General features: G+C 66.9%; 15 protein-coding genes, 3 rRNA genes and 2 pseudogenes. 17 read left to right on the top strand and 3 right to left on the bottom strand.

Annotated elements, in window-relative coordinates; translation table 11 throughout:
• Window positions 1-6 precede the first annotated feature (6 nt).
• On the bottom strand, window positions 7-726 hold the full coding sequence (locus ACQP06_RS23215; protein WP_433666578.1) for a DsbA family oxidoreductase: 720 nt from the start codon (window positions 724-726) through the stop codon (window positions 7-9).
• 176 nt (window positions 727-902) lie between these two features.
• Between ACQP06_RS23215 and ACQP06_RS23210 the strand changes: the two genes are divergently transcribed.
• From ACQP06_RS23210 to ACQP06_RS23190, 5 genes are all read left to right on the top strand, one after another.
• Window positions 903-2,087: an NAD(P)/FAD-dependent oxidoreductase gene (locus ACQP06_RS23210; RefSeq protein WP_433666577.1), complete on the top strand. Its 1,185-nt coding sequence runs from the start codon at window positions 903-905 to the stop codon at window positions 2,085-2,087.
• Window positions 2,088-2,102: 15 nt separating this feature from the next.
• Window positions 2,103-3,014 (top strand): RNA polymerase sigma-70 factor, encoded by a 912-nt coding sequence (locus ACQP06_RS23205; RefSeq protein WP_433666576.1) that lies wholly within the window; start codon window positions 2,103-2,105, stop codon window positions 3,012-3,014.
• Between the two features lie 98 nt (window positions 3,015-3,112).
• Window positions 3,113-3,406: a DUF3761 domain-containing protein gene (locus ACQP06_RS23200; RefSeq protein WP_433666575.1), complete on the top strand. Its 294-nt coding sequence runs from the start codon at window positions 3,113-3,115 to the stop codon at window positions 3,404-3,406.
• Between the two features lie 77 nt (window positions 3,407-3,483).
• A complete protein-coding gene (locus tag ACQP06_RS23195; RefSeq protein WP_433666574.1) occupies window positions 3,484-4,107 on the top strand; it encodes a DNA-3-methyladenine glycosylase in 624 nt (207 codons plus the stop codon).
• Between the two features lie 89 nt (window positions 4,108-4,196).
• Window positions 4,197-4,742, top strand: coding sequence for a Clp protease N-terminal domain-containing protein (locus ACQP06_RS23190; protein ID WP_433666573.1), 546 nt, complete (start codon window positions 4,197-4,199; stop codon window positions 4,740-4,742).
• A gap of 10 nt (window positions 4,743-4,752) precedes the next feature.
• Here ACQP06_RS23190 and ACQP06_RS23185 read toward each other — a convergent pair whose 3' ends face one another.
• The gene (locus ACQP06_RS23185) at window positions 4,753-6,357 is read right to left on the bottom strand and encodes a 2-isopropylmalate synthase (RefSeq protein ID WP_433673411.1); all 1,605 of its coding nucleotides are present in this window, start codon (window positions 6,355-6,357) and stop codon (window positions 4,753-4,755) included.
• A 217-nt stretch (window positions 6,358-6,574) separates the two neighbouring features.
• Here ACQP06_RS23185 and ACQP06_RS23180 point away from each other — a divergent pair, with 217 nt between their 5' ends.
• The 8 genes and pseudogenes from ACQP06_RS23180 (at window position 6,575) to ACQP06_RS23145 (ending at window position 18,255) form a co-directional block, all read left to right on the top strand.
• Window positions 6,575-7,246 carry a FadR/GntR family transcriptional regulator gene (locus ACQP06_RS23180; RefSeq protein ID WP_433666572.1) on the top strand — a complete coding sequence of 224 codons (672 nt, stop codon included), beginning with the start codon at window positions 6,575-6,577 and terminating at the stop codon, window positions 7,244-7,246.
• Window positions 7,247-7,362: 116 nt separating this feature from the next.
• On the top strand, window positions 7,363-7,785 hold the full coding sequence (locus tag ACQP06_RS23175; RefSeq protein WP_433666571.1) for a DoxX family protein: 423 nt from the start codon (window positions 7,363-7,365) through the stop codon (window positions 7,783-7,785).
• Window positions 7,786-7,948: 163 nt separating this feature from the next.
• Complete coding sequence (gene tyrS, locus ACQP06_RS23170) at window positions 7,949-9,232, top strand: tyrosine--tRNA ligase (RefSeq protein WP_433666570.1); 1,284 nt, start codon at window positions 7,949-7,951, stop codon at window positions 9,230-9,232.
• 558 nt (window positions 9,233-9,790) lie between these two features.
• Window positions 9,791-11,307 (top strand): 16S ribosomal RNA (locus tag ACQP06_RS23165).
• A 332-nt stretch (window positions 11,308-11,639) separates the two neighbouring features.
• A 23S ribosomal RNA gene (locus ACQP06_RS23160) occupies window positions 11,640-14,745 on the top strand.
• Between the two features lie 101 nt (window positions 14,746-14,846).
• A 5S ribosomal RNA gene (rrf, locus tag ACQP06_RS23155) occupies window positions 14,847-14,963 on the top strand.
• The 16S, 23S and 5S rRNA genes sit together here, the layout of an rRNA operon.
• A gap of 1,119 nt (window positions 14,964-16,082) precedes the next feature.
• Window positions 16,083-17,102, top strand: a pseudogene (locus ACQP06_RS23150) (hypothetical protein); the annotation flags it as partial.
• A gap of 259 nt (window positions 17,103-17,361) precedes the next feature.
• On the top strand, window positions 17,362-18,255 hold the full coding sequence (locus tag ACQP06_RS23145; protein WP_433666569.1) for an HAD-IIA family hydrolase: 894 nt from the start codon (window positions 17,362-17,364) through the stop codon (window positions 18,253-18,255).
• Window positions 18,256-18,371: 116 nt separating this feature from the next.
• On the opposite strand, the pseudogene ACQP06_RS23140 reads toward ACQP06_RS23145, so the two are convergent.
• Window positions 18,372-18,584 (bottom strand): annotated as a pseudogene (locus ACQP06_RS23140) (SAM-dependent methyltransferase); the annotation flags it as partial.
• 228 nt (window positions 18,585-18,812) lie between these two features.
• On the opposite strand from ACQP06_RS23140, the gene ACQP06_RS23135 reads away from it, so the two are divergent.
• From ACQP06_RS23135 to recN, 4 genes are read left to right on the top strand one after another with little or no spacing between them, the layout of a single operon-like run.
• A complete protein-coding gene (locus ACQP06_RS23135) occupies window positions 18,813-19,070 on the top strand; it encodes a hypothetical protein (protein ID WP_357095750.1) in 258 nt (85 codons plus the stop codon).
• A gap of 1 nt (window position 19,071) precedes the next feature.
• The gene (locus tag ACQP06_RS23130; RefSeq protein WP_433666568.1) at window positions 19,072-19,962 is read left to right on the top strand and encodes a TlyA family RNA methyltransferase; all 891 of its coding nucleotides are present in this window, start codon (window positions 19,072-19,074) and stop codon (window positions 19,960-19,962) included.
• Window positions 19,959-20,924 carry an NAD kinase gene (locus tag ACQP06_RS23125; RefSeq protein ID WP_379271696.1) on the top strand — a complete coding sequence of 322 codons (966 nt, stop codon included), beginning with the start codon at window positions 19,959-19,961 and terminating at the stop codon, window positions 20,922-20,924. The genes ACQP06_RS23130 and ACQP06_RS23125 overlap by 4 nt, the downstream gene beginning before the upstream one ends.
• Window positions 20,902-22,683 (top strand): DNA repair protein RecN, encoded by a 1,782-nt coding sequence (gene recN / locus ACQP06_RS23120; protein WP_433666567.1) that lies wholly within the window; start codon window positions 20,902-20,904, stop codon window positions 22,681-22,683. Before ACQP06_RS23125 ends, recN begins: the two co-directional genes overlap by 23 nt.
• Window positions 22,684-22,746: the final 63 nt, after the last annotated feature.

The following is a 22,746-nucleotide window of genomic DNA, read 5'->3' as shown; positions in this document are numbered from 1 at the left end:
ATCGGCTCAATCCCGCTGCGGCACAGCGCAACCGTCGGGTCCGCAGGCGTCCCCGTCCGCGACCATGGCCAGCGCGGGCGCGTGATCGCTCCAGGCCTGCTCCAGGGCCTGCGCGAACACCTCCGGCGGCTGCGCGCCCGACACCCCGTACTTGCGATCCAGCACGAAGAACGGCACGCCGCGCGCCCCGAGCCGCGCCGCCTCGGCCTCGTCGGCGCGCACCGCGTCCGCGTAAGCGTCGGGATCGGCGAGCACCGTCCGCACCGCCGACTCGTCGAATCCGGCCGACACCGCCACCTCGACCAGCCGCTCGGTATCGCCGAACAGCGCCCGCTCCTCGGCGAAGTTGGCCGCGTACAGAGCGTCCAGCATCTGTTCCTGACGGCCCTGCTCCAGCGCGAAGTGCAGCAGCCGGTGCATGTCGAAGCTGTTGCCGAAATCGCGGCCCGAGGTGACATAGTTCAGCCCGGCCGCCTCGGCCTGCGCCCCGAGACCGCGCTCGTTGGCGGCGGCCTGCGCCTCGCTGATGCCGTACTTCTCGGCGATGTGCGGGACCACCGCGTCGCTGTGACCTTTGGGCAGCGTCGGGTCCAGTTCGAAGGACCGGTGCACCACCGTCACGGCGTCCTTGTGCGGGAAGGCGTCGAGCGCCTCCTCGAATCGCCGCTTGCCCAGGTAGCAGAACGGGCAGTTGATATCGGTCCAGATCTCGACCTGTACGGCCATCACACCTCACTCCGACGCTGTTGTCGCAGGCCGGGGGCCCGGCCATCCCCTCTCCCAACCGGTCACCGGACCCGAATGTTCCATGGTGACCTACGTCACACCGCCCGATTGTCACGTTCGCGGGGGCTGTCCTGTCCCATAGCCGACCCAGCAGGAACGAACCCACGGAGCCGATCATGAACGCCACCACCACAACCCACGAGATCGTCATCCTCGGCGCGGGCTACACCGGCATGATGGCCGCGGCCCGCCTCGCCCGCCGCACCCGCAAGCTCGAGGTCCGCATCACCCTGGTGAACCCCTCGGACCGATTCACCGAGCGCCTGCGCATGCACCAGGTCGCCGCCGGACAGGAACTGGCCGACCACCGCATCCCCGACGTGCTGGCCGGATCGGGTGTGGCCTTCCGCCGCGGCGCCGCCGTCGCGATCGACCCCGCCGCCCGTGTCGTCACCCTCGACGACGGCGAAGAACTGCGCTACGACACCCTGATCTACGCGCTGGGCAGCAACACCGACACCTCGACCGTCCCCGGCGCCGACGACCACGCCTGGACCCTCAACGACCCGCGCCGGGCCCGCCGCTTCGCGCAGCGCCTCACCGAGATCGCCGCGACCGCCGGCACCGTCACCGTGGTCGGCGGCGGCCTGACCGGCATCGAGGCCGCCACCGAGATCGCCGAGGCCCACCCGGGCCTGACCGTCACCCTGGTCAGCGCCGCCGAGCCCGGAAACATGATGGGCGACAAGGCCCGCGCCCACCTGAACCGCGCTCTCGACCGCCTCGGCATCGTCCGCCACACCGGCGTCCAGGTCGCCAAGGTGCTGCCCGACGCCGTCCGCCTGACCACCGGCGAACTCCTCGCCTCGGACCTGACCCTGTGGACCGCGGGCGTGCGGGTGTCGCCGCTGGCCGAGCGGGCCGGCATCGCCGTCAACGACCGCGGCCTGATCCTCACCGACACCACCCTGCGGTCGGTCTCGCACCCCGACATCCTGCCCATCGGCGACGCCGCCGCGATCCGCATGCCCTTCGGCGTCCTGCACGGCACCTGCCAGAGCGGCATCCCCACCGGCGCGTACACCGCCGACGCCGTCGCCCGCCGCCTGCGCGGAAAGACCGTGAAGCCCTTCCGTTTCGGCTACGTGCACCAGCCGGTCAGCCTGGGCCGCCGCGACGCCGTCATCCAGTTCACCAATGCCGACGACACCCCGCGACGCTGGTACCTGAAGGGCCGCGCCGCCGTCGCCTACAAGGAGATGGTCAGCGCCAGCCCGGTGCCCAGCTACAAGATGAGCAAGCACATGACCGTCGGCGCGCAGCTCAGCAACGGCGGCCGCGCGACCCGCGGCCTGGCGTGAGGTAGGTATGTGTCCATGCAGGACGATCCGATCGACCCCTTCGTCGCCCACCGGCGGCTGCTGTTCGGCACCGCGTACCAGATGCTGGGCACCGTGACCGACGCCGAGGACGTCCTGCAGGACGCATGGATCAAATGGCATGAGGTGGACCGGGATTCGGTCACCCACCCCAAGGCCTACCTGGTCCGCACCGTCACCAACCTGGCCCTCAACCGCCTCACCTCCGCCCGCGCCACCCGCGAGACCTACGTCGGCCCGTGGCTCCCCGAACCCCTGCTCACGACCACCGCCGACGCCGCCGAGGAGACCGATATGGCCGATACGGTCTCCACCGCCATGCTCGTCGTCCTCGAAACCCTCAGCCCCGTCGAACGCGCGGTCTTCGTGCTGCGCGAGGTGTTCGGCTACTCGCACGCCGAGATCGCGGGCTTCCTGGACCGCCCCGAGGCCACCGTCCGGCAGATCTCCCATCGCGCCCGCTCCCACGTCCATTCGCGCCGGCCGCGTTTCGACACCGACCTCGCCACCCGCACCGACATCACCGACAAGTTCCTGGCCGCCGCGCACGGCGGCGACGTCAACGCCCTCATGGAACTCCTCGCCCCCGACGTCACCCTCTGGAACGACGGCGGCGGCAAGGTCACCGCCGCCCGCCGCCCCCTGCACGGCCCCGACCACGTGGCCCGCTGGATCCTGGGCGTCCTGGCCAAACCGGTCCTCACCGGTGTCCGTCTCGAATCCGCCTGCCTCAATGGTGAACTCGGCGTCATGGTCCTGCTCGGTGACTTCCGCGTCGGCGCCCTCAGTTACGACATCCGCGACGGCCACATCGAGAACATTCGCTTTCAGGTCAACCCCGACAAACTGGCCGGTATCCAGCGGCCGGTGGGCACCGGCGAATCGGCCGCCGGATCGGTAGGCGAATAAAGAACCCGGCCGTACCGCCGCGCGGGTCCGTACTATTCGGCGCTCGGCGGGGGCAACCGCCCCCGTGTCGACAACGCTCTTGTGCAAGGGATTTCGTAGTGAACGGTTGGACAACGCGCCGCGTGGCGCGCCACATTCTGCCCTGGGCCGCCGCGGCCTTCCTCGGCGCGGGCACCGTGCTCGCCGGACCGGCGGTCGCCGCGCCGGTCCTCCACGCCGCCTGCACCGCAAGCGAATACGAGAACTCCGACGGCGCCTGTGTGCACCGTCCGGAACAGTCGGCCACCGTCCCCGACGGGGCCACCGCCCGCTGCAAGGACGGCAGCTACAGCTTCAGCCAGCACCGCCGCGGCACCTGCTCGGGTCACCACGGCGTCGCCGAATGGCTCTAGCGCGCGGCACTCGCGGGTAGCTCCCCCGGTCGTCCCGGCACCGCGCCCGGGACGACCGTGCGGAAGAATGATCCGCCGTGAGTGCCGAAGAGCTAGCCGTCGAACCGCTGCGTGCGGCGCGGCGACTGCTCGGCGGGGTCCTGCGATCCGGCCCGGTGGCCCTGCGCATCGTGGAGGTCGAGGCCTACGGCGGCGATCCCGCTGGGCCCTGGCACGATCCGGCGGCGCACTCGGGGCGTGGCCGGACTCCGCGCAACGCGGTCATGTTCGGGCCGCCCGGGGTGCTGTACGTCTACTTCAGTTACGGCATGCACACCTGCGTGAATGTGGTCAGCGGGCCCGACGGCACCGCGAGCGCCGTGCTCGTCCGGGCGGGGGAGATCATCGAAGGGCACGACGTCGCCCGCGGTCGCCGCCCCGCCGCCAGGACCGACGCCGATCTGGCCCGCGGGCCCGGCAACGTCGGCAGCGCCCTGGGAATCGGGCTGGACGACTACGGAACCCGCCTGTTCGATCCGGACGCGCCGATCCGGCTGGAACTCGGACCCGAAATCACCGATCCCGCCGCCGTTTCGGTGGGACCCCGGGTGGGGGTCAGCCTGGCCGCCGACCGCCCGTGGCGACTGTGGCTGCCGGACTCCCCGGCGGTGTCGGTCTACCGGCGCAGTCCGCGCGCCCCCAAACTGGACCGATCCGCCTAGACCGCGCTCTCGGGCCGAGCCCGTATCGGTAGGGCGGCCCGGAGGACTACGGTGGATTGATCGACAGCTCACCCCTAGGTGGAAGCCCCATGTTCGAACGGTTCACCGATGCGTCCCGCCGCGCCATCGTGCTCGCCCAGGAGGAAGCCCGGGCGCTCGGGCACGACTGGATAGGCACCGAGCACCTGCTGCTCGGCGTCCTCGCCGGCGACGACCCGGTCGCGGCCCGCGTCCTCGGCGACCTCGGCCTCGACGTCTCCAGCGTGCGCGAACGCATCCGGCAGGCGGTCGGCGAACACGAGCAGAAGCCGCCCAGCGGGCACGTGCCCTTCACCCCGCGCTCCAAGAAGGTCCTCGAGGGATCACTGCGCGAGGCGATGCGGCTGCGGCACAACTACATCGGGCCCGAGCACATCCTGCTCGCCCTGATCGAGGAGGGCGACGGCATCGCCCCGCAGATCCTGATCAGCCTGGGCGCCGAGCCCGCCGACATCCGCACCCGCATCTCCCGCGTCGCAGAGGGCCCGCTCGCCGGCTCCGCCCAGGCCCCCGAATCCGATCTGCGCCGGCGCATCGCGGAGCTGGAGGCCCGGGTCACCGAACTGGAGCGATTACTGGGCGCCCAGGCTGGATGAGCACCGCTGCCTAGATGAGCACCGTGCTGCGCGACCCGGCCGCCGCCACCAGGGCCGCGATCGTCGCTCGCGCCGCCGTCTCACCGGAACCGAAAGCCCAGGCCGGGCCCTCGGCGGTGCGGTACTCCAGGTATGTGACGGCCGGAGCCGACCCCGCCCGGTCCACGGTCTGGTGGGTCATGGACAGCACCTCGACCGAATGGCCGTGGCGGCCCAGCAGTTCCACCGCCTCCTCGACCGTCGCGTCGGCGCGGATACCGGGCGTGGTCGCCACGATCGCACCCGCGTAGGCGGTCTCGAACAGCTCCCACAGCGTCCGCGCGGACACCTCCGTCCCGGTCCGATCGGTGTGGCGCTGGACGTGACGCGCGAAATCGATCTGCAGGCGGCGCGGCAACTCCAGCCCGTACTCCGACTCCAGCAGATACGCGATCCCGCCCTTGCCGGACTGCGAATTCACCCGGATCACCGCATCGTAGGAACGGCCCACATCCGCCGGATCGATCGGCAGATACGGTACCTCCCAAGCGATTTCGCGTTCCGGCGCACCCAGCCGCGCCGCCCGCTCCCGATGTTCGGCGAAGCCCTTCCGGATGGCGTCCTGGTGGGTGCCCGAATACGCGGTGTACACCAGATCCCCGGCGTACGGGTGCCGGTCGTGGACCGGCAGCCCGGTGCAGTACTCGACGGTGCGGCGCACCTCGTCGATATCGGAGAAGTCGATCATCGGATTCACGCCCTGCGCGTGCAGATTCAATGCCAGCGTCGCCAGATCCACATTGCCGGTGCGCTCGCCATTGCCGAATACGCACCCCTCCACCCGCTGCGCCCCGGCCAAGACCGCCAACTCAGCGCACGCGATGCCGGTGCCGCGGTCATTGTGCGGATGCACCGACAGGATCACCGCCTCGCGCCGCGCCAGATTCCGGTGCATGTACTCGATCTGGTCGGCGTACACGTTCGGCGTCGCCACCTCGACCGTCGCGGGCAGGTTCAGCGTCACCGGCCGCCCGGGGGTGGCGTCCCACAGCGTGGTCATGCGGTCGCAGACGTCGAGCACGAAGTCCGGCTCGGTCAGCATGAATACCTCGGGGGAGAACTGGAACCGGACATTCGGCATATCGCCGGCCAGCTCCAGAACGTCGCGCCCACCGGTGGCGATCAGCTCGGCCAGTTCGTCGCGGGTCTTGCCCAGCACCACGTTCCGCCAGGTCGGCGCGGTGGCGGTGTACAGGTGGATCACCACGTCATTGGGGATGCCGCGCACCGATTCGACGGTCCGCTCGATCAGATCGCGGCGCGCGGGAGTGAAGACGACGATGGTGACGTCGTCGGGAGCCAGCCGCTCGCTGCCGATCAGCCGCACGAAATCGAAGTCGGTCTGCGAGGCGCTGGGATATCCGACCTCGATCTCCTTGTAGCCCATGGCCACCAGCAGACCGAAGAACCGGCGCTTGCGGACGGGATCCATCGGCTCGGTCAGCGCCTGATTGCCGTCGCGCAGATCCACCGGCACCCACAGCGGGGCTGCGGTGATCCGGTTGGACGGCCAGTCGCGTTCGGTCAACGGCACCGGAACACGCTGGTACACATCGCGATACCGATGCGACGGCATGGCGGAGGGCTGCTGGCGATTCCAGATCGGGGGAGTGCTCACGGGGCAATCGCTTTCGCGTCGGAGGAGGTGACCGGCGCAGCACCGCGAGCCCGCTGACGGGGTGCCGGTCGATCAGACCCCGTCGCGGCAGCGAAGGAGAAGCAGGGCACCGGTCAGCATGTGGACTAGACTAGAGGGAAACAACTCCTCAGACAAGTAGAGAGGACGGCGACAAGTGGCGCAGGTCCAGAGGCATCCGCTCGCCGCGCAAGCCGCCGAGGTGCTGCTCACCCGGATCCGTGCGGGGGAGTGGCAGCTGGGCCACAAACTGCCCGGCGAGACCACCCTCGCCGCCCAGCTCGGCGTCGGCCGCTCCACCCTGCGCGAGGCCATCCGCGAACTCGCCGGTCGCGGGGTGCTCGAAAGCCGCCAGGGCGCGGGCGTTTTCGTCACTGCCCTGGACACCGCCGAGGACTGGGACACCGTGCTGCGCCGCAGCGACATCGTCACCGTCATCGAGGCCCGCATCGCCATCGAGGCCGAGGGCGCCGCCCTCGCCGCCCGCCGCCGCACCCCCGCCGACCTGCGCGCCATGCTGCGCGCCCTGGCCGCCCGCGCCGAAAGCGGCGACACCGTCGAGGGATTGGTCGACGCCGACACCGCCTTCCACCGCACCGTGGTCGCCGCCGCCCACAACGACATCCTGCTCGAGCTGTTCAACGCCTTCGTCCCACGCTCGCGCCACGCCATGATCGACATGCTGCGCATCCGACCCATGCGCGCGCCCCAGAGCGACCACGATGCGCACGAACACCTCTACGACGCCATCCGCGCCCGCGACCCCGAATCCGCCGCCACCGCCAGCCGAGTGCACCTCAGCGCCCTCAAAGCAGCCTTCGACACCTAGTCTGACCTGCGCGGGAAAAAAAACTTTCGCGACCGCGATGAGTTTTCGCGACGGCCCCCGTCCTATCCAGCAAGCGGTTCGAAACCGAACCGACAAGCCCCGGAAGGACATTCGACATGACCACCATCGCCGCCACCCCGACCATCACCGTCGCCGCCCCGAGCAAGCTCCGCAACCGCGTGCTGTGGACCCTGCAGATCGTCCTCGGCCTGTTCTTCGTCATCGCCTCCGGCCTGCCGAAGTTCGTGGGCCAGGCCGACGCCGTGCGCATCTACAACGAGATCGGCTGGGGCGACTGGTTCCGCTACCTCACCGGCCTGGTCGAGGTCTCCGGCGGCCTGGGCCTGATGATCCCCCGCCTGTCCGGCCCGGCCGCCGCGGGCCTGTCCATCACCATGGTGTGCGCCGCCGCCACCCAGGCCTTCCTGCTCGGCGCGCCGAGCCTGGCCATCTTCCCGCTGGTCCTGGTCGGTGTCTTCGCCTGGATCGCCTACGAGCGCCGCGCCTCCTTCGCCACCTTCACCGACCTGGTGAAGTGATCGAACTACCGCAGGCCCCCGGCCCGTCGCCCCGGCGACGGGCTTACGGGCGTCTCCGGTAGTTCCACCCGCCGACGCGGCGGATCGGTCCGGGCTTGTACCGATCCGCCGCGACGGCTCAACCCTCTGCAACCGCCATATTCACGTGCGGAAAGATGGAAGCGTGAGCGGCGACATCATTGATGAACTGACCTGGCGCGGACTGATCGCGCAGTCCACCGATCTGGACGCCCTGCGCGCGGCCACGGCCAAGGGCCCGATCACCCTCTACGCCGGGTTCGACCCGACCGCGGCCAGCCTGCACGCCGGCCACCTGGTCCCGCTGCTGGCGCTCAAGCGCTTCCAGCGCGCGGGCCACCGCCCGGTGGTGCTGGCCGGCGGCGCGACCGGCCTGATCGGCGATCCCCGCGATGTCGGCGAGCGCACCATGAACTCCACCGACACCGTGGCCGAGTGGGCGGGCCGCATCCGCGCCCAGCTGGAACGCTTCGTCGATCTGGACGGCGGCGACAACGCGGCGATCATCGCCAACAACATGGACTGGACCGGACCGCTCAGCACGGTCTCGTTCCTGCGCGACATCGGCAAGCACTTCTCGGTGAACGTCATGCTGGCCCGTGACACGGTCAAGCGCCGCCTGGAGTCGGACGGCATGTCCTACACCGAGTTCAGCTACATGCTCCTGCAGGCCAACGACTTCCTGCAGCTGCGCCGCGAGTACGGCTGCACGCTGCAGGTCGGCGGCTCCGATCAGTGGGGCAACATCATCGCCGGCGTCGAGCTCAACCGCCGCGTCGACGGCGAGCACGTGCACGCGCTCACCGTCCCGCTGGTCACCTCGGCCGACGGCAAGAAGTTCGGCAAGTCCACCGGTGGCGGCAGTCTGTGGCTGGACCCGGAGATGACCAGCCCGTACGCCTGGTACCAGTACTTCGTGAACACCGCCGACGCCGACGTGGTCCGCTACCTGCGCTGGTTCACCTTCCTGTCCCGCGAGGAACTCGACGAACTGGAGAAGGCCACCGCCGAGCGGCCCTTCGCCCGCGAGGCGCAGAAGCGCCTGGCCGCGGAGATGACCACGCTGGTGCACGGTGAGGAGAACACCCGCGCGGTGCAGCTCGCCAGCCAGGCCCTGTTCGGTCGCGGCGACCTGCGCGAACTCGACGAGTCCACGCTGTCGGCGGCGCTGGCCGAATCCGCGGTGGACGGCAAGCTCGCCGAGGCCACCCCCACCTCGACCATCGTCGATCTGCTGGTCGACTCCGGTCTGTGCGAGGGCCGCAGCGCGGCTCGTCGCGCGGTCAACGAGGGGGGCGCGGCGGTCAACAACGAGAAGGTCGCCGACCCCGAGTGGATCCCCGCCGAGGCCGACTACCTGCACGGACGCTGGCTGGTGCTGCGTCGCGGCAAGAAGAACTTCGCCGGCGTGCGCCGCGCGGACGCCTGACGCGATCCTCGATAGGCGAACAAGATCGAAATGACCTGAGTCACAAGCCGGTGGCTCAGGCCCCCGATTCGCCCGATCCGAAGCCCGTTCACCTGCGCAAACGTCTCGGTGACCAGCGGATTTGACCTGGCGTTATCCGCCGCGTAACTTAGTCCAGGTCAGAGCGACACGGACACCGACCGGGACCGAAACTCCCAGCTCAGAGGCTGGAAATCGGAAACGGAAAACGAGGTTGGACGAGGAGCGCCGGACATGAACACCTTCCAGTCAGAAGAAAAGTTCTTGACATCAGTCGGGTTCAATGACTAGGCTGGAAAAGTTGCCTCGCAGGGGAATCTGATCAACTTCAGGTTCGATGGCGTGTGCGTGTGTTCTTTGAGAACTCAATAGTGTGTCGATGAATGTCAGTGCCAAATATTATATTTGGTTCCAATCATTCTCACCCCCGTGAGGGTGGTTGGACATTTAAGTCGGCTAATTTTCCAGCCGACGATTTGCTAGGTTTTCGGACTCTGGTTCGAGATACTTCTGATTCGCCTTCGGGTGATTCTAGAGTCTTCAACGGAGAGTTTGATCCTGGCTCAGGACGAACGCTAGCGGCGTGCTTAACACATGCAAGTCGAGCGGTAAGGCCCTTCGGGGTACACGAGCGGCGAACGGGTGAGTAACACGTGGGTGATCTGCCTCGCACTCTGGGATAAGCCTGGGAAACTGGGTCTAATACCGGATATGAGCAGCCTCTGCATGGGGGCTGTTGGAAAGGTTTACTGGTGCGAGATGGGCCCGCGGCCTATCAGCTTGTTGGTGGGGTAACGGCCCACCAAGGCGACGACGGGTAGCCGACCTGAGAGGGTGACCGGCCACACTGGGACTGAGACACGGCCCAGACTCCTACGGGAGGCAGCAGTGGGGAATATTGCACAATGGGCGAAAGCCTGATGCAGCGACGCCGCGTGAGGGATGACGGCCTTCGGGTTGTAAACCTCTTTTGACAGGGACGAAGCGCAAGTGACGGTACCTGTAGAAGAAGCACCGGCCAACTACGTGCCAGCAGCCGCGGTAATACGTAGGGTGCGAGCGTTGTCCGGAATTACTGGGCGTAAAGAGCTTGTAGGCGGTCTGTCACGTCGATTGTGAAAACTTGCAGCTCAACTGCAAGCTTGCAGTCGATACGGGCAGACTAGAGTACTTCAGGGGAGACTGGAATTCCTGGTGTAGCGGTGAAATGCGCAGATATCAGGAGGAACACCGGTGGCGAAGGCGGGTCTCTGGGAAGTAACTGACGCTGAGAAGCGAAAGCGTGGGTAGCGAACAGGATTAGATACCCTGGTAGTCCACGCCGTAAACGGTGGGTACTAGGTGTGGGTTTCCTTCCACGGGATCCGTGCCGTAGCTAACGCATTAAGTACCCCGCCTGGGGAGTACGGCCGCAAGGCTAAAACTCAAAGGAATTGACGGGGGCCCGCACAAGCGGCGGAGCATGTGGATTAATTCGATGCAACGCGAAGAACCTTACCTGGGTTTGACATACACCGGAAAGCCATAGAGATATGGCCCCCCTTGTGGTCGGTGTACAGGTGGTGCATGGCTGTCGTCAGCTCGTGTCGTGAGATGTTGGGTTAAGTCCCGCAACGAGCGCAACCCTTATCTTATGTTGCCAGCGCGTAATGGCGGGGACTCGTGAGAGACTGCCGGGGTCAACTCGGAGGAAGGTGGGGACGACGTCAAGTCATCATGCCCCTTATGTCCAGGGCTTCACACATGCTACAATGGCCGGTACAGAGGGCTGCGATACCGCGAGGTGGAGCGAATCCCTTAAAGCCGGTCTCAGTTCGGATCGGGGTCTGCAACTCGACCCCGTGAAGTTGGAGTCGCTAGTAATCGCAGATCAGCAACGCTGCGGTGAATACGTTCCCGGGCCTTGTACACACCGCCCGTCACGTCATGAAAGTCGGTAACACCCGAAGCCAGTGGCCTAACCCTTGTGGAGGGAGCTGTCGAAGGTGGGATTGGCGATTGGGACGAAGTCGTAACAAGGTAGCCGTACCGGAAGGTGCGGCTGGATCACCTCCTTTCTAAGGAGCACTTCTCCACGACGCTTCACACAGGTGAAAGTGGTTGTGGCAGAGACCGTTTGAGTCCTCATCTGAAGGACCGCGGACGCTCATGGGTGGAACACTGACAACCTTCATCGCACCTAGCTCGAAGCCATGTCTTCGAGCGCGGTGAATATACCGACACACTATTGGGTCCTGAAAGAACACGCGAAAGCGATTCTTTCTAGGAATCAAAAACGACGAGACTGAATCCTCAGTCATACCGCCGAGCTTGCTCGGGCTGGTGCTGAAACACGGATTCGGACTTGTGTGTTGTTTGAGAACTGCACAGTGGACGCGAGCATCTTTGTTAGTAAGTGTGTAAGAGCGTACGGTGGATGCCTTGGCACCAGGAGCCGATGAAGGACGTAGTAGGCTGCGATAAGCCTCGGGGAGCTGTCAAACGAGCTGAGATCCGAGGATTTCCGAATGGGGAAACCCAGCACGAGTGATGTCGTGTTACCCGCGCCTGAATATATAGGGCGTGTGGAGGGAACGTGGGGAAGTGAAACATCTCAGTACCCACAGGAAGAGAAAACAACAGTGATTCCGTGAGTAGTGGCGAGCGAAAGCGGAAGAGGCTAAACCGGTTGTGTGTGATAGACGGCAGTCGTTGCATAGCCGGGGTTGTGGGACCCATCTTCCCAATTCTGCCGAATTGGGCATGAGTAAGAAACCAAGTTGTTAGTCGAATTGGTCTGGGATGGCCAACCGTAGACGGTGAGAGTCCGGTAGACGAAAACATCTTGGCTCATGTGGTGGGCACCCGAGTAGCAGCGGGCCCGTGAAATCTGCTGTGAATCTGTCGGGACCACCCGATAAGCCTGAATACTACCTGGTGACCGATAGCGGACTAGTACCGTGAGGGAAAGGTGAAAAGTACCCCGGGAGGGGAGTGAAATAGTACCTGAAACCGTGCGCTTACAATCCGTCAGAGCTGTAATAGGTGATGGCGTGCCTTTTGAAGAATGAGCCTGCGAGTCATCGGTGTGTGGCAAGGTTAACCCGTGTGGGGGAGCCGTAGCGAAAGCGAGTCCGAATAGGGCGCCCCGAGTCGCACACTATGGACCCGAAGCGGAGTGATCTACCCATGGCCAGGGTGAAGCGACGGTAAGACGTCGTGGAGGCCCGAACCCACTTAGGTTGAAAACTGAGGGGATGAGCTGTGGGTAGGGGTGAAAGGCCAATCAAACTCCGTGATAGCTGGTTCTCCCCGAAATGCATTTAGGTGCAGCGTCGCGTGTTTCTCACCGGAGGTAGAGCTACTGGATGGCCTAGGGGGCCCACAAGCTTACCGAAGTCAGCCAAACTCCGAATGCCGGTGAGTGAGAGCGCGGCAGTGAGACTGTGGGGGATAAGCTTCATAGTCGAGAGGGAAACAGCCCAGATCGCCGGCTAAGGCCCCTAAGCGTGTACTAAGTGGAAAAGGATGTGGAGTCGCGAAGACAACCAGGAGGTTGGCTTAGAAGCAGCCACCCTTGAAAGAGTGCGTAATAGCTCACTGGTCAAGTGATTCTGCGCCGACAATGTAGCGGGGCTCAAGTACACCGCCGAAGCCGCGGCATTCAGACATTATCCCGCCTTCGGGCCAGGAGTCTGGATGGGTAGGGGAGCGTCGTATGGCCAGGGAAGCGGCGGAGTGATCCAGCCGTGGAGGCCATGCGAGTGAGAATGCAGGCATGAGTAGCGAAAGACGAGTGAGAAACTCGTCCGCCGAATGACCAAGGGTTCCTGGGCCAGGTTAATCCGCCCAGGGTGAGTCGGGACCTAAGGCGAGGCCGACAGGCGTAGTCGATGGACAACGGGTTGATATTCCCGTACCCGTGTATCCGCGCCAAATATCGAATCAGTTGTGCTAAGTGCCCAAATGCGGTCTTATCGAGCCTTCGGGCGAGAGGGAACGCGGCTGCGCATGACCCTGGCTGTAGTAGGTAAGCGATGGGGTGACGCAGGAAGGTAGCTGGGCCAGGTGATGGAATACCTGGTGTAAGCGTGTAGGCCGGGGTATAGGCAAATCCGTATCCCATGTGGCTGAGACGTGATGCGTAGCCGATTGAGGCGAATTCAGTGATCCTATGCTGCCGAGAAAAGCCTCTAGTGAGTTGGTACACGGCCCGTACCCCAAACCGACACAGGTGGTCAGGTAGAGAATACTAAGGCGATCGAGATAACTGTGGTTAAGGAACTCGGCAAAATGCCCCCGTAACTTCGGGAGAAGGGGGACCACGCCTGGTGAAAGGATTTACTCCTGGAGCTGGGTGGGGTCGCAGAGACCAGTGAGAAGCGACTGTTTACTAAAAACACAGGTCCGTGCGAAGTCGTAAGACGATGTATACGGACTGACGCCTGCCCGGTGCCGGAAGGTTAAGAGGACCGGTTAGCTCTTCGGAGCGAAGCTGAGAATTTAAGCCCCGGTAAACGGCGGTGGTAACTATAACCATCCTAAGGTAGCGAAATTCCTTGTCGGGTAAGTTCCGACCTGCACGAATGGCGTAACGACTTCTCAGCTGTCTCAACCACAGACTCGGCGAAATTGCAGTACGAGTAAAGATGCTCGTTACGCGCGGCAGGACGAAAAGACCCCGGGACCTTCACTATAGCTTGGTATTGGTGTTCGGTACGGTTTGTGTAGGATAGGTGGGAGACTGTGAAGCGGGCACGCCAGTGTTCGTGGAGTCATCGTTGAAATACCACTCTGATCGTATTGGACCTCTAACCTCGGACCCTGATCGGGTTCAGGGACAGTGCCTGGTGGGTAGTTTAACTGGGGCGGTTGCCTCCCAAAATGTAACGGAGGCGCCCAAAGGTTCCCTCAGCCTGGTTGGCAATCAGGTGTTGAGTGCAAGTGCACAAGGGAGCTTGACTGTGAGACCGACAGGTCGAGCAGGGACGAAAGTCGGGACTAGTGATCCGGCACCGGCAAGTGGAAGCGGTGTCGCTCAACGGATAAAAGGTACCCCGGGGATAACAGGCTGATCTTCCCCAAGAGTCCATATCGACGGGATGGTTTGGCACCTCGATGTCGGCTCGTCGCATCCTGGGGCTGGAGTAGGTCCCAAGGGTTGGGCTGTTCGCCCATTAAAGCGGCACGCGAGCTGGGTTTAGAACGTCGTGAGACAGTTCGGTCTCTATCCGCCGCGCGCGTTAGAAACTTGAGGAAGGCTGTCCCTAGTACGAGAGGACCGGGACGGACGAACCTCTGGTGTGCCAGTTGTTCCGCCAGGAGCACGGCTGGTTGGCCACGTTCGGAAGGGATAACCGCTGAAAGCATCTAAGCGGGAAGCCTGTTCCAAGATGAGGTTTCTCACCCCCTCGAGGGGGTAAGGCCCCCAACAGACCATTGGGTTGATAGGCCAGAACTGGAAGTCTGGTAACAGATGTAGGTGACTGGTACTAATAGGCCGAGGACTTACCAACAAAGAAGCTACGCGTCCACTGTGCAGTATCTGAAACAACACACGACATGTGTTGCGGAGGACGAAAGTCCTTGTCGCACCGCGTGGATAGTTTCATAGAGTTACGGCGGCTATAGCGGTGGGGAAACGCCCGGTCCCATTCCGAACCCGGAAGCTAAGGCCACCTGCGCCGATGGTACTGCACTCGACAGGGTGTGGGAGAGTAGGACACCGCCGGAACATCCTTCGCGAAAGGGGACCCAATCTTGGGTCCCCTTTCGGCGTTTACCACCCTGTGCTGCGCAGCAGCTCGAGGGCACGTGATTGAATTTGGGGTAGGTGGATCGCCCACCCGCCCTCCTCACGCGCCCTCCAGCGCCGTGGCCGGGTACCGCAGGCTACAAAGTACAGAGAGGGATCACCGTGGCGGAGCAGAACGACGGCCGCAAACCTTTCCGCCGCAATGACGGTGGATCCGGACAGGGCGGCTACGGTCGACGCGAGGACGGCGGACGCCGCGACCAGGGCCGGCCGTCGTACGGCGGTGGTCCGCGTCGCGAAGGCGGCGGCAGCCGCGAGGGCGGCTTCAACCGCGGTGGCGGCGGCGGCTTCAACCGCGGCAAGGACAATGAACGCGGCGGCTTCAACCGCTCCGAGGGCGACCGCGATCGCGGCGGCTATCGGGGCGAGAGCCGGACCGGTTCCGATCGTGACGGCGGAAGCCGGGGCGGTTACACCCGTGGCGACCGCGACGGTGGTTTCAACCGGGACCGCGGTGACCGCCGCGAGGGCGGTTTCAACCGTAGCGGCGAGCGCCGCGAAGGCGGATTCAGCCGTGGCGGCGGTGACCGTCGCGAAGGTGGCTTCGATCGTGGTGGGGAGCGTCGCGAAGGCGGTTACAACCGTGGCGGCGGTGACCGTCGCGAAGGTGGCTTCAGTCGTGGTGGGGAGCGCCGCGAGGGTGGCTTCAACCGCGGCGGTGGCGATCGTCGCGAAGGCGGTTACGACCGTGGCGGCGAACGTCGCGAGGGCGGGTTCAGCCGCGGCGGCAGCAGCGATCGTCGCGAGGGCGGTCTCGATCGCGGTGGTGACCGTCGTGAGAGCGGTTTCAACCGTGGTGGGGAGCGTCGCGAAGGCGGATTCAGCCGCGGTGGCGGCGAACGTCGCGAAGGCGGCTTCAGCCGTGGTGGCGGCAGCGATCGTCGCGAAGGTGGGTTCACCCGCGGTGGGGAGCGTCGCGAGGGCGGTTTCAGCCGTGGCGGCAGCGATCGTCGCGAGGGCGGTTTCGATCGCGGTGGCGATCGTCGCGAGGGTGGCTTCAATCGCGGTGGCGGTGACCGTCGTGAGGGCGGTTTCAGCCGTGGTGGCGGTGACCGTCGAGAAGGCGGCTTCAACCGCGGCGAGCGTCGTGAAGGCGGATTCGACCGTGGTGACCGCGGGGATCGTCGCGAGGGCGGGTTCAACCGCGGCGGCGAGAACCGTGGTGGCGGACGGGGATTCGATCGCGATCGTGGTCCGCGCGAGGAGAAGAAGAGCTTCGCGCGCGACGACGTCGACGCGACCGGCGGTGAGACCGCCCGCGAGGACAAGGATTTCGAGCGGGCCGGGAACGGTTCGGGCGAGCGGTCGTTCGATCGCGGTGAGGACCGTCGCCGGGGCGGCGAGGGCGCGAGGGCCGGTGGCGGCCGGCCGGGCGAGCGGCGGTCGGGTCGTCCCGACGAGCCGGGTCTGCCGGACGACGTGCAGCCCTCCGATCTCGAGCCCGCGGTGCGACGCGATCTGCTGAGCCTGGACAAGAGCAATGCCGAGACGGTGGCCCGGCACCTGGTGATGGTGGCGCAGCTGCTGGACGAGGATCCGGAGCTGGCGCTCGAGCACGCGCGGGCGGCGCGGCAGCGGGCCGGCCGGATCGCCGTGGTGCGCGAGACCGCCGGTGTCGCGGCCTATCACGCGGGTGAGTGGGCCGAGGCGCTCTCGGAGCTGCGGACCGCGCGGCGCATGTCCGGTGGTTCGGGCCTGCTGGCCGTCATGGCGGATTGCGAACGCGGCCTGGGCCGTCCGGAGCGCGCCATCGAGCTGGGCCGCAGCGACGAGGCCCGCGCCCTGCAGGGCGACGAGGCGACCGAGCTGCGCATCGTGGTGGCCGGCGCGCGCATGGACCTGGGTCAGTTCGACCAGGCCGTGGTGACGCTGCAGACCGCGGAACTGGATCCCGCGCGCTCGGGTTCGGCCGCGGCGCGGCTGTTCTACGCCTACGCCGAGGCTCTGCTGGCCGCCGGTCGCGAGGACGAGGCGCTGACCTGGTTCATGAACGCGGCCTCCGCGGACCACGACGGCGAGACCGACGCCGAGGAACGCGCCGCCGAACTCTCCGGCGACGGTGACGCCGACGGCGCGGACTGGACCGCGGCCTTCGACGAAGATGCCGAAGACGCCGAAGACGAGGACGAGGACGCCGAGGGCGAATCGGATTCGGCTGCGGCGGAGCGGGATTCCGAAGACGATGGACCGGAGAAGTCGGCGAAGCCCGCCGAGGGCTCCGAGAACTAGGACCGGCAATGAACTCGACCGTGCGGCAGCGCCACAGCGCAGCCGCACGGTCGTTTCTGTTTCTGTGCACAGTGAGAGGGACGGCGTAATGCGATTGCGGGATCGGTTCGAGGCCTTGCTACTGGATCTGGACGGGACGCTGTTCCGCGGCCACGAGCGGATTCCCGGTGCGCCGGAAGCGCTGTCGGCGGGCGCGCCCGAACAGCGGCTGATGTACGTCACCAACAATGCGAGCCGCTCGGCGGACGCGGTGGCGCTGCATCTGCGCGAACTGGGTTTCGACGCCCACGAGGACGAGGTGGTGACCAGCGCGCAGGCGGCCGCGCGGCTGCTGGCGCAGCGGATCCCGCCGGGGTCCACCGTGCTCGTGGTCGGCACCGACGACCTCATGTCGGAGGTGGAGAACGTGGGCCTGCAGGCGATCCGTCGCTTCGACGGCGCACTGCCCAGCGCGGTGGTGCAGGGCCATTCGCCGCAGACCGGCTGGCCGGATCTGGCCGAGGCCGCCTACGCGCTGCGGCAGGGCGCGCTGTGGGTGGCCGCGAATACCGATGCCACGCTGCCCACCGAACGCGGTCTGGCGCCGGGCAACGGGTCCATGGTCGCGGCATTGCGGCACGCGTCGGGGCTGGAGCCGATCGTGGCGGGCAAGCCGTACGCGCCGTTGATGGAGGACGCGCTGGAACGCGCGGGCACCCGTGACGCGCTCGTGGTCGGCGACCGCCTCGACACCGACATCGACGGCGCGCACACCACCGGACTGGAGTCGTTCATGGTCCTCACGGGCGTGAGCACGCTCGAGGATCTGCGCGCCCAGCCCGCCGATCGCATGCCGACCTATATCGCCGAATCCCTGGACGCCCTCAACCATCCGGTGGCCGACCTCGACCCGGTGGTGCCGGGGGAGGGTGATATCGCCGAGGCGATCGCCGACTGCCTGGCCAAGGCGCCCGGCCGCGCGATCACCATCCGATCCGTCTGACACGCCGCGAGGTATCAAGCCTCACAACGGTTTTCGCGCCTCGAACAAGGCGCGTGCCGAATGCGCGACGAAGGGGCCGTCCTGCACGATCCGCCGATGCGGGTCGTGCAGACGGTCCCGATACTCGGCACCCGCGCGATCTCGCTCCACCGGACGGTGGCGGGATGCGTGCTCGTCACCAGATCGAAGGCCGCGTCCGCGAACGGCAGCGGCGATTCGTCCGGGTCGGCGACCACGACCGCGCCACGCGGATGCAGCAGCTGGGTCGCCTCGGCCGGATTCGGCGGCCACGATTCGGTGGCGACCATGGTCGGCGGGAACACGGCGGCCTCGGCGATCATTCCTCGAAGTCGCTGTCCATTTGCCTCGTCCTGTCAGCCACCCCCGACGGTGGTCGTCGTGGCCGCCCCGGTCGGCGGGCGGATCGGGATGCGGCGGGGTACGTGTGTTCGAATGCGGGTTCGGGTAGCGTTATCGCCACGATGACTATGCCCACGCCTCGACCGCCGATTCCCGCGCCGGGACAACACCCCGGCACGCCCGGAGCGCACCCCGGTATGCCGGGTCCCCGCCCGGGCGCGCCGCTGCCGGGACAGCATCTGGCGGGCGCGAATCAGGAGTTCGCCGACCCGGATCGGGTCCGGACCGAGGTGGACGCGCTGCTGGCCGAATTGTCGGCGGGCGCGCCGAATCCGGGCTTTCCGGGCGCGCCGAGCGTGCACTCGGAGGGCACCGACATCGTGCGACGGGCCAAGATTCTGGAACAGGCGCACGAGGTGCTGGTGCAGGCGCTGGCCACGGTGGACAAGATCTGAGGTGGCCAGGCGCGCGCGGGTGGACGCGGAACTGGTTCGCCGCGGATTGGCGCGGTCGCGGGAACACGCGGTCGAGCTGATCAACGCGGGCCGCGTCCTGATCAATGGGTCGGTCGCCACCAAACCGGCGACCGGAGTCGAAACGAGCACCCCGCTGCTGGTGCGGGAACAGCCCGACGAGGTGCAGTGGGCCTCGCGGGGTGCGCACAAGTTGCTGGGCGCGCTCGAGGCGTTCGAGCCGCAGGGCGTGTCGGTGGACGGCAAGCGCTGTCTGGACGCGGGCGCGTCCACGGGTGGTTTCACCGACGTGCTGCTGTCGAAGGGCGCGAAAGAGGTGGTGGCCGCCGATGTCGGCTACGGCCAGCTGATCTGGCGGCTGCAGAACGACGACCGCGTCCGGGTGCACGATCGCACCAATGTGCGGGCGCTGACGCCCGAACTCATCGGCGGCACCGTCGATCTGGTGGTCGCGGACCTGTCGTTCATCTCGCTGGGGCTGGTGCTGCCGGCGCTGGCCGCCTGCTGCGCGCCGGGCGCGGATCTGCTGCCGATGGTGAAGCCGCAGTTCGAGGTGGGCAAGGAACGGGTGGGTTCCGGTGGCGTGGTGCGGGATCCGGCGTTGCGCGCCGAGGTGGTGCGCGAAGTCGCCGCCGCGGCAGCGGCCCTCGGGCTGCGCACGCGCGGCGTGACGGCCAGCCCCCTGCCCGGTCCGTCCGGGAACGTCGAGTATTTCCTGTGGCTGCGCAAGGAGTCCGCGCCGGTCGGGCCGGACGCGGCCGAAGCGGTGGCGACCGGCGACGCCGCGGGCGTCGGTGCGGCCGCCTACGATGCTGACGAGGCGGCGCGTGTGGCGGCGCTGATCGAGCGTGCGGTGCAGGAGGGTCCACAGTGAACGCGGCGAGCCCGGCCAGAGAAGTGCTGCTGGTCGCGCATCCGGGACGCCCGGAGATCACCGATACCGCGCACCGGGTCGCGAAGATCCTGTGCGGGGCCGGGATCGGGCTGCGGGTGCTCGAGGACGAGGCCTACAGCACCCGCTTCGACCTCGACGACGACGGCACCTCCAACGGCTACCCGATGCGGGTGATGACGCACGACCTGGTCGCCGCGGTCGGCACCGAGATGGTGCTCGCGCTCGGCGGCGACGGCACGTTCCTGCGCGCGGCCGAACTCGCCCGCGCCGCATCGGTGCCGGTACTCGGAATCAACCTGGGCCGCATCGGTTTTCTCACCGAAGCCGAGGCCGAACACCTCGACGAGGCGCTCTCGCAGGTGGTGCGGCGCGACTACACCGTCGAGGAACGGATGACCATCGACGTCTCCGTGCGCGTCGACGACACGGTGGTGGAACGCGGCTGGGCGCTGAACGAGGCCAGCATCGAGAACGCGGCCCGCATGGGCGTGCTCGAAGTGGTCCTCGAGGTCGACGGCCGCCCGGTGTCGGCGTTCGGCTGCGACGGTGTGCTCATCGCCACCCCGACCGGGTCCACCGCCTACGCCTTCTCGGCCGGCGGTCCGGTGGTGTGGCCGGAACTCGAAGCGCTGCTGGTGATTCCGTCCAATGCCCACGCCTTGTTCGCGCGACCCCTGGTGACCAGCCCGGATTCGCTGATCGCGGTGGAGACGGTGGCGACCGGACACGACGCGATTGTTTTTCTCGACGGCCGACGCACCCTCGCATTGCCGCGGGGCGGCCGGGTCGAGACGGTCCGCGGGACCGAACCGGTGCGGTGGGTTCGGCTCGATTCCGCGCCGTTCGCCGATCGGATGGTGCGCAAATTCCAGTTGCCCGTGACAGGCTGGAGAGGCCGACAGCGGACGGAGAGCACGAGTGCTGACAGAGATCAGGATTGACGGGCTGGGCGTAATTTCCACCGCCACCGCACAATTCCACGAAGGTCTGACCGTTTTGACGGGTGAGACCGGTGCGGGCAAGACGATGGTGGTGACGAGCCTGCATTTGCTCAGCGGCGCCCGCGCCGACGCGGGCCGGGTACGCCTGGGCGCGTCGCGAGCCGTGGTGGAGGGCCGTTTCACCGTCGACGAGGTGCACGACGGCGCCATCGGCGAGGTGGAGGAGGTGCTGGAATCCACCGGGGCCGAACGCGATGACGACGGCAGCATCATCGCCGTCCGCACCGTCGGCAGCGACGGCCGCTCCCGCGCCCACCTGGGCGGCAGGTCCGTACCCGCCTCGGTGCTCTCGGATTTCACCGGTCCGCTGCTGACCGTGCACGGCCAGAACGACCAGCTGCGCTTGCAGCGACCGGACCAGCAGCTGCACGCGCTGGACCAGTTCGCCTCCGATGCGGTGGCCCCGCTGCTGGCCAAGTACCAGAAGGCGCGAAAGGCCTGGCTGGACAAGCGCAATCAGCTGCTCGAGCGCACCGCGCGCAGCCGGGAGCTGGCGCTGGAAGCCGATCATCTGACCCAGTCGCTGGCCGAGATCGACGCCATCGCACCCGAACCCGGTGAGGACGAGTATCTCGTCGGCGAGGTGCGGCGACTCTCGGACCTGGACTCGCTGCGCGAGGCCGGTTCCATCGCCCACGACGCGCTGGCCGGTCCGGCCGATTCGCCGGGCGAGGCGGCGGGCGCGCTGGATCTGCTCGGCACCGCCCGCGCGCGCATCGAATCCTCCGACGACCCGAAGCTGACGGCGCTGGCTCCCCGTCTGGGCGAGGCGATCTCGGTGGTGGTGGACCTGACCACCGAGCTCAGCTCCTATCTGTCGGATCTGCCGTCGGATCCGGGCGCACTGGAGTCCATGCTGACCCGGCAGGCCGAGCTCAAGACGCTGACCCGCAAGTACGCGCCCGATATCGACGGCGTCATCAAGTGGGCCGACGAGGCGCGCACCCGGCTGTCCTCGCTGGACGTGTCCGAGGAAGCCCTGGCCGGCCTGGCCGCCGATGTCGAGACCGCCGCCGAGAAGGTGCGCGAGACTGCCCGCAAGCTGACCGCCGCGCGCGGCAAGGCCGCCGGCAAACTGGCCAGTGCGGTGAGCACCGAACTGGGCGGCCTCGCTATGGGCCGCGCACGCCTAGAGGTCGGCGTCGGTCCGATCCTGGCGGGCGTGCAGGATTCGGCGCCGCTGGTCATCGACGGTCAGGAACTGCACGCCGGATCGACCGGTGTCGACGAGGTGGAGTTCCGGCTGGCCGCGCACTCGGGCGCGCATCCGCTGCCGTTGAGCCGCAGCGCTTCCGGCGGTGAGCTCTCGCGCATCATGCTGGCGCTGGAAGTGGTGCTGGCCAGTTCCGAGCACGGCACCACCATGGTGTTCGACGAGGTCGACGCCGGTGTGGGTGGTCGCGCGGCGGTCGAGATCGGGCGTCGCCTGGCGCGCCTGGCGCGCACCCATCAGGTCATCGTGGTGACCCACCTGCCGCAGGTGGCCGCCTTCGCCGACACCCACCTGGTGGTCGACAAGCTCGATGACGGCCAGGCCGTGAAGTCGGGCGTGAAGGCGCTGACCCAGGACGAACGCGTCGTGGAGCTGGCGCGCATGCTGGCGGGCATGGGCGACACCGAGACCGGTCGCGCGCACGCGTGGGAGCTGCTCACCACCGCGCACTCCGAGAAGGTCGGCGCGGCAGCCTCGGGCGAATAACGCGTCCCCCGAACAGAAAACCGGCCGAGACCCGAAGAAAGGGTCCGGCCGGTTTTTCGTGCG

It is taken from the genome of Nocardia sp. CA-136227 (assembly GCF_050955695.1).
Lineage (GTDB): Bacteria > Actinomycetota > Actinomycetes > Mycobacteriales > Mycobacteriaceae > Nocardia.
The sequence above is the reverse complement of the archived record's forward strand: the minus strand, read 5'-3'. Positions and strand labels throughout refer to the sequence as shown.

Excerpts from the sequence above, each read along its gene's own strand:
- ACQP06_RS23215 (WP_433666578.1), bottom strand. The coding sequence starts at position 726 with ATGGCCGTACAGGTCGAGATCTGGACCGATATCAACTGCCCGTTCTGC.
- ACQP06_RS23210 (WP_433666577.1), top strand. The coding sequence starts at position 903 with ATGAACGCCACCACCACAACCCACGAGATCGTCATCCTCGGCGCGGGC.
- ACQP06_RS23205 (WP_433666576.1), top strand. The coding sequence starts at position 2,103 with ATGCAGGACGATCCGATCGACCCCTTCGTCGCCCACCGGCGGCTGCTG.
- ACQP06_RS23190 (WP_433666573.1), top strand. The coding sequence starts at position 4,197 with ATGTTCGAACGGTTCACCGATGCGTCCCGCCGCGCCATCGTGCTCGCC.
- ACQP06_RS23185 (WP_433673411.1), bottom strand. The coding sequence starts at position 6,357 with ATGCCGTCGCATCGGTATCGCGATGTGTACCAGCGTGTTCCGGTGCCG.
- ACQP06_RS23175 (WP_433666571.1), top strand. The coding sequence starts at position 7,363 with ATGACCACCATCGCCGCCACCCCGACCATCACCGTCGCCGCCCCGAGC.
- ACQP06_RS23145 (WP_433666569.1), top strand. The coding sequence starts at position 17,362 with ATGCGATTGCGGGATCGGTTCGAGGCCTTGCTACTGGATCTGGACGGG.
- ACQP06_RS23135 (WP_357095750.1), top strand. The coding sequence starts at position 18,813 with ATGCCGGGTCCCCGCCCGGGCGCGCCGCTGCCGGGACAGCATCTGGCG.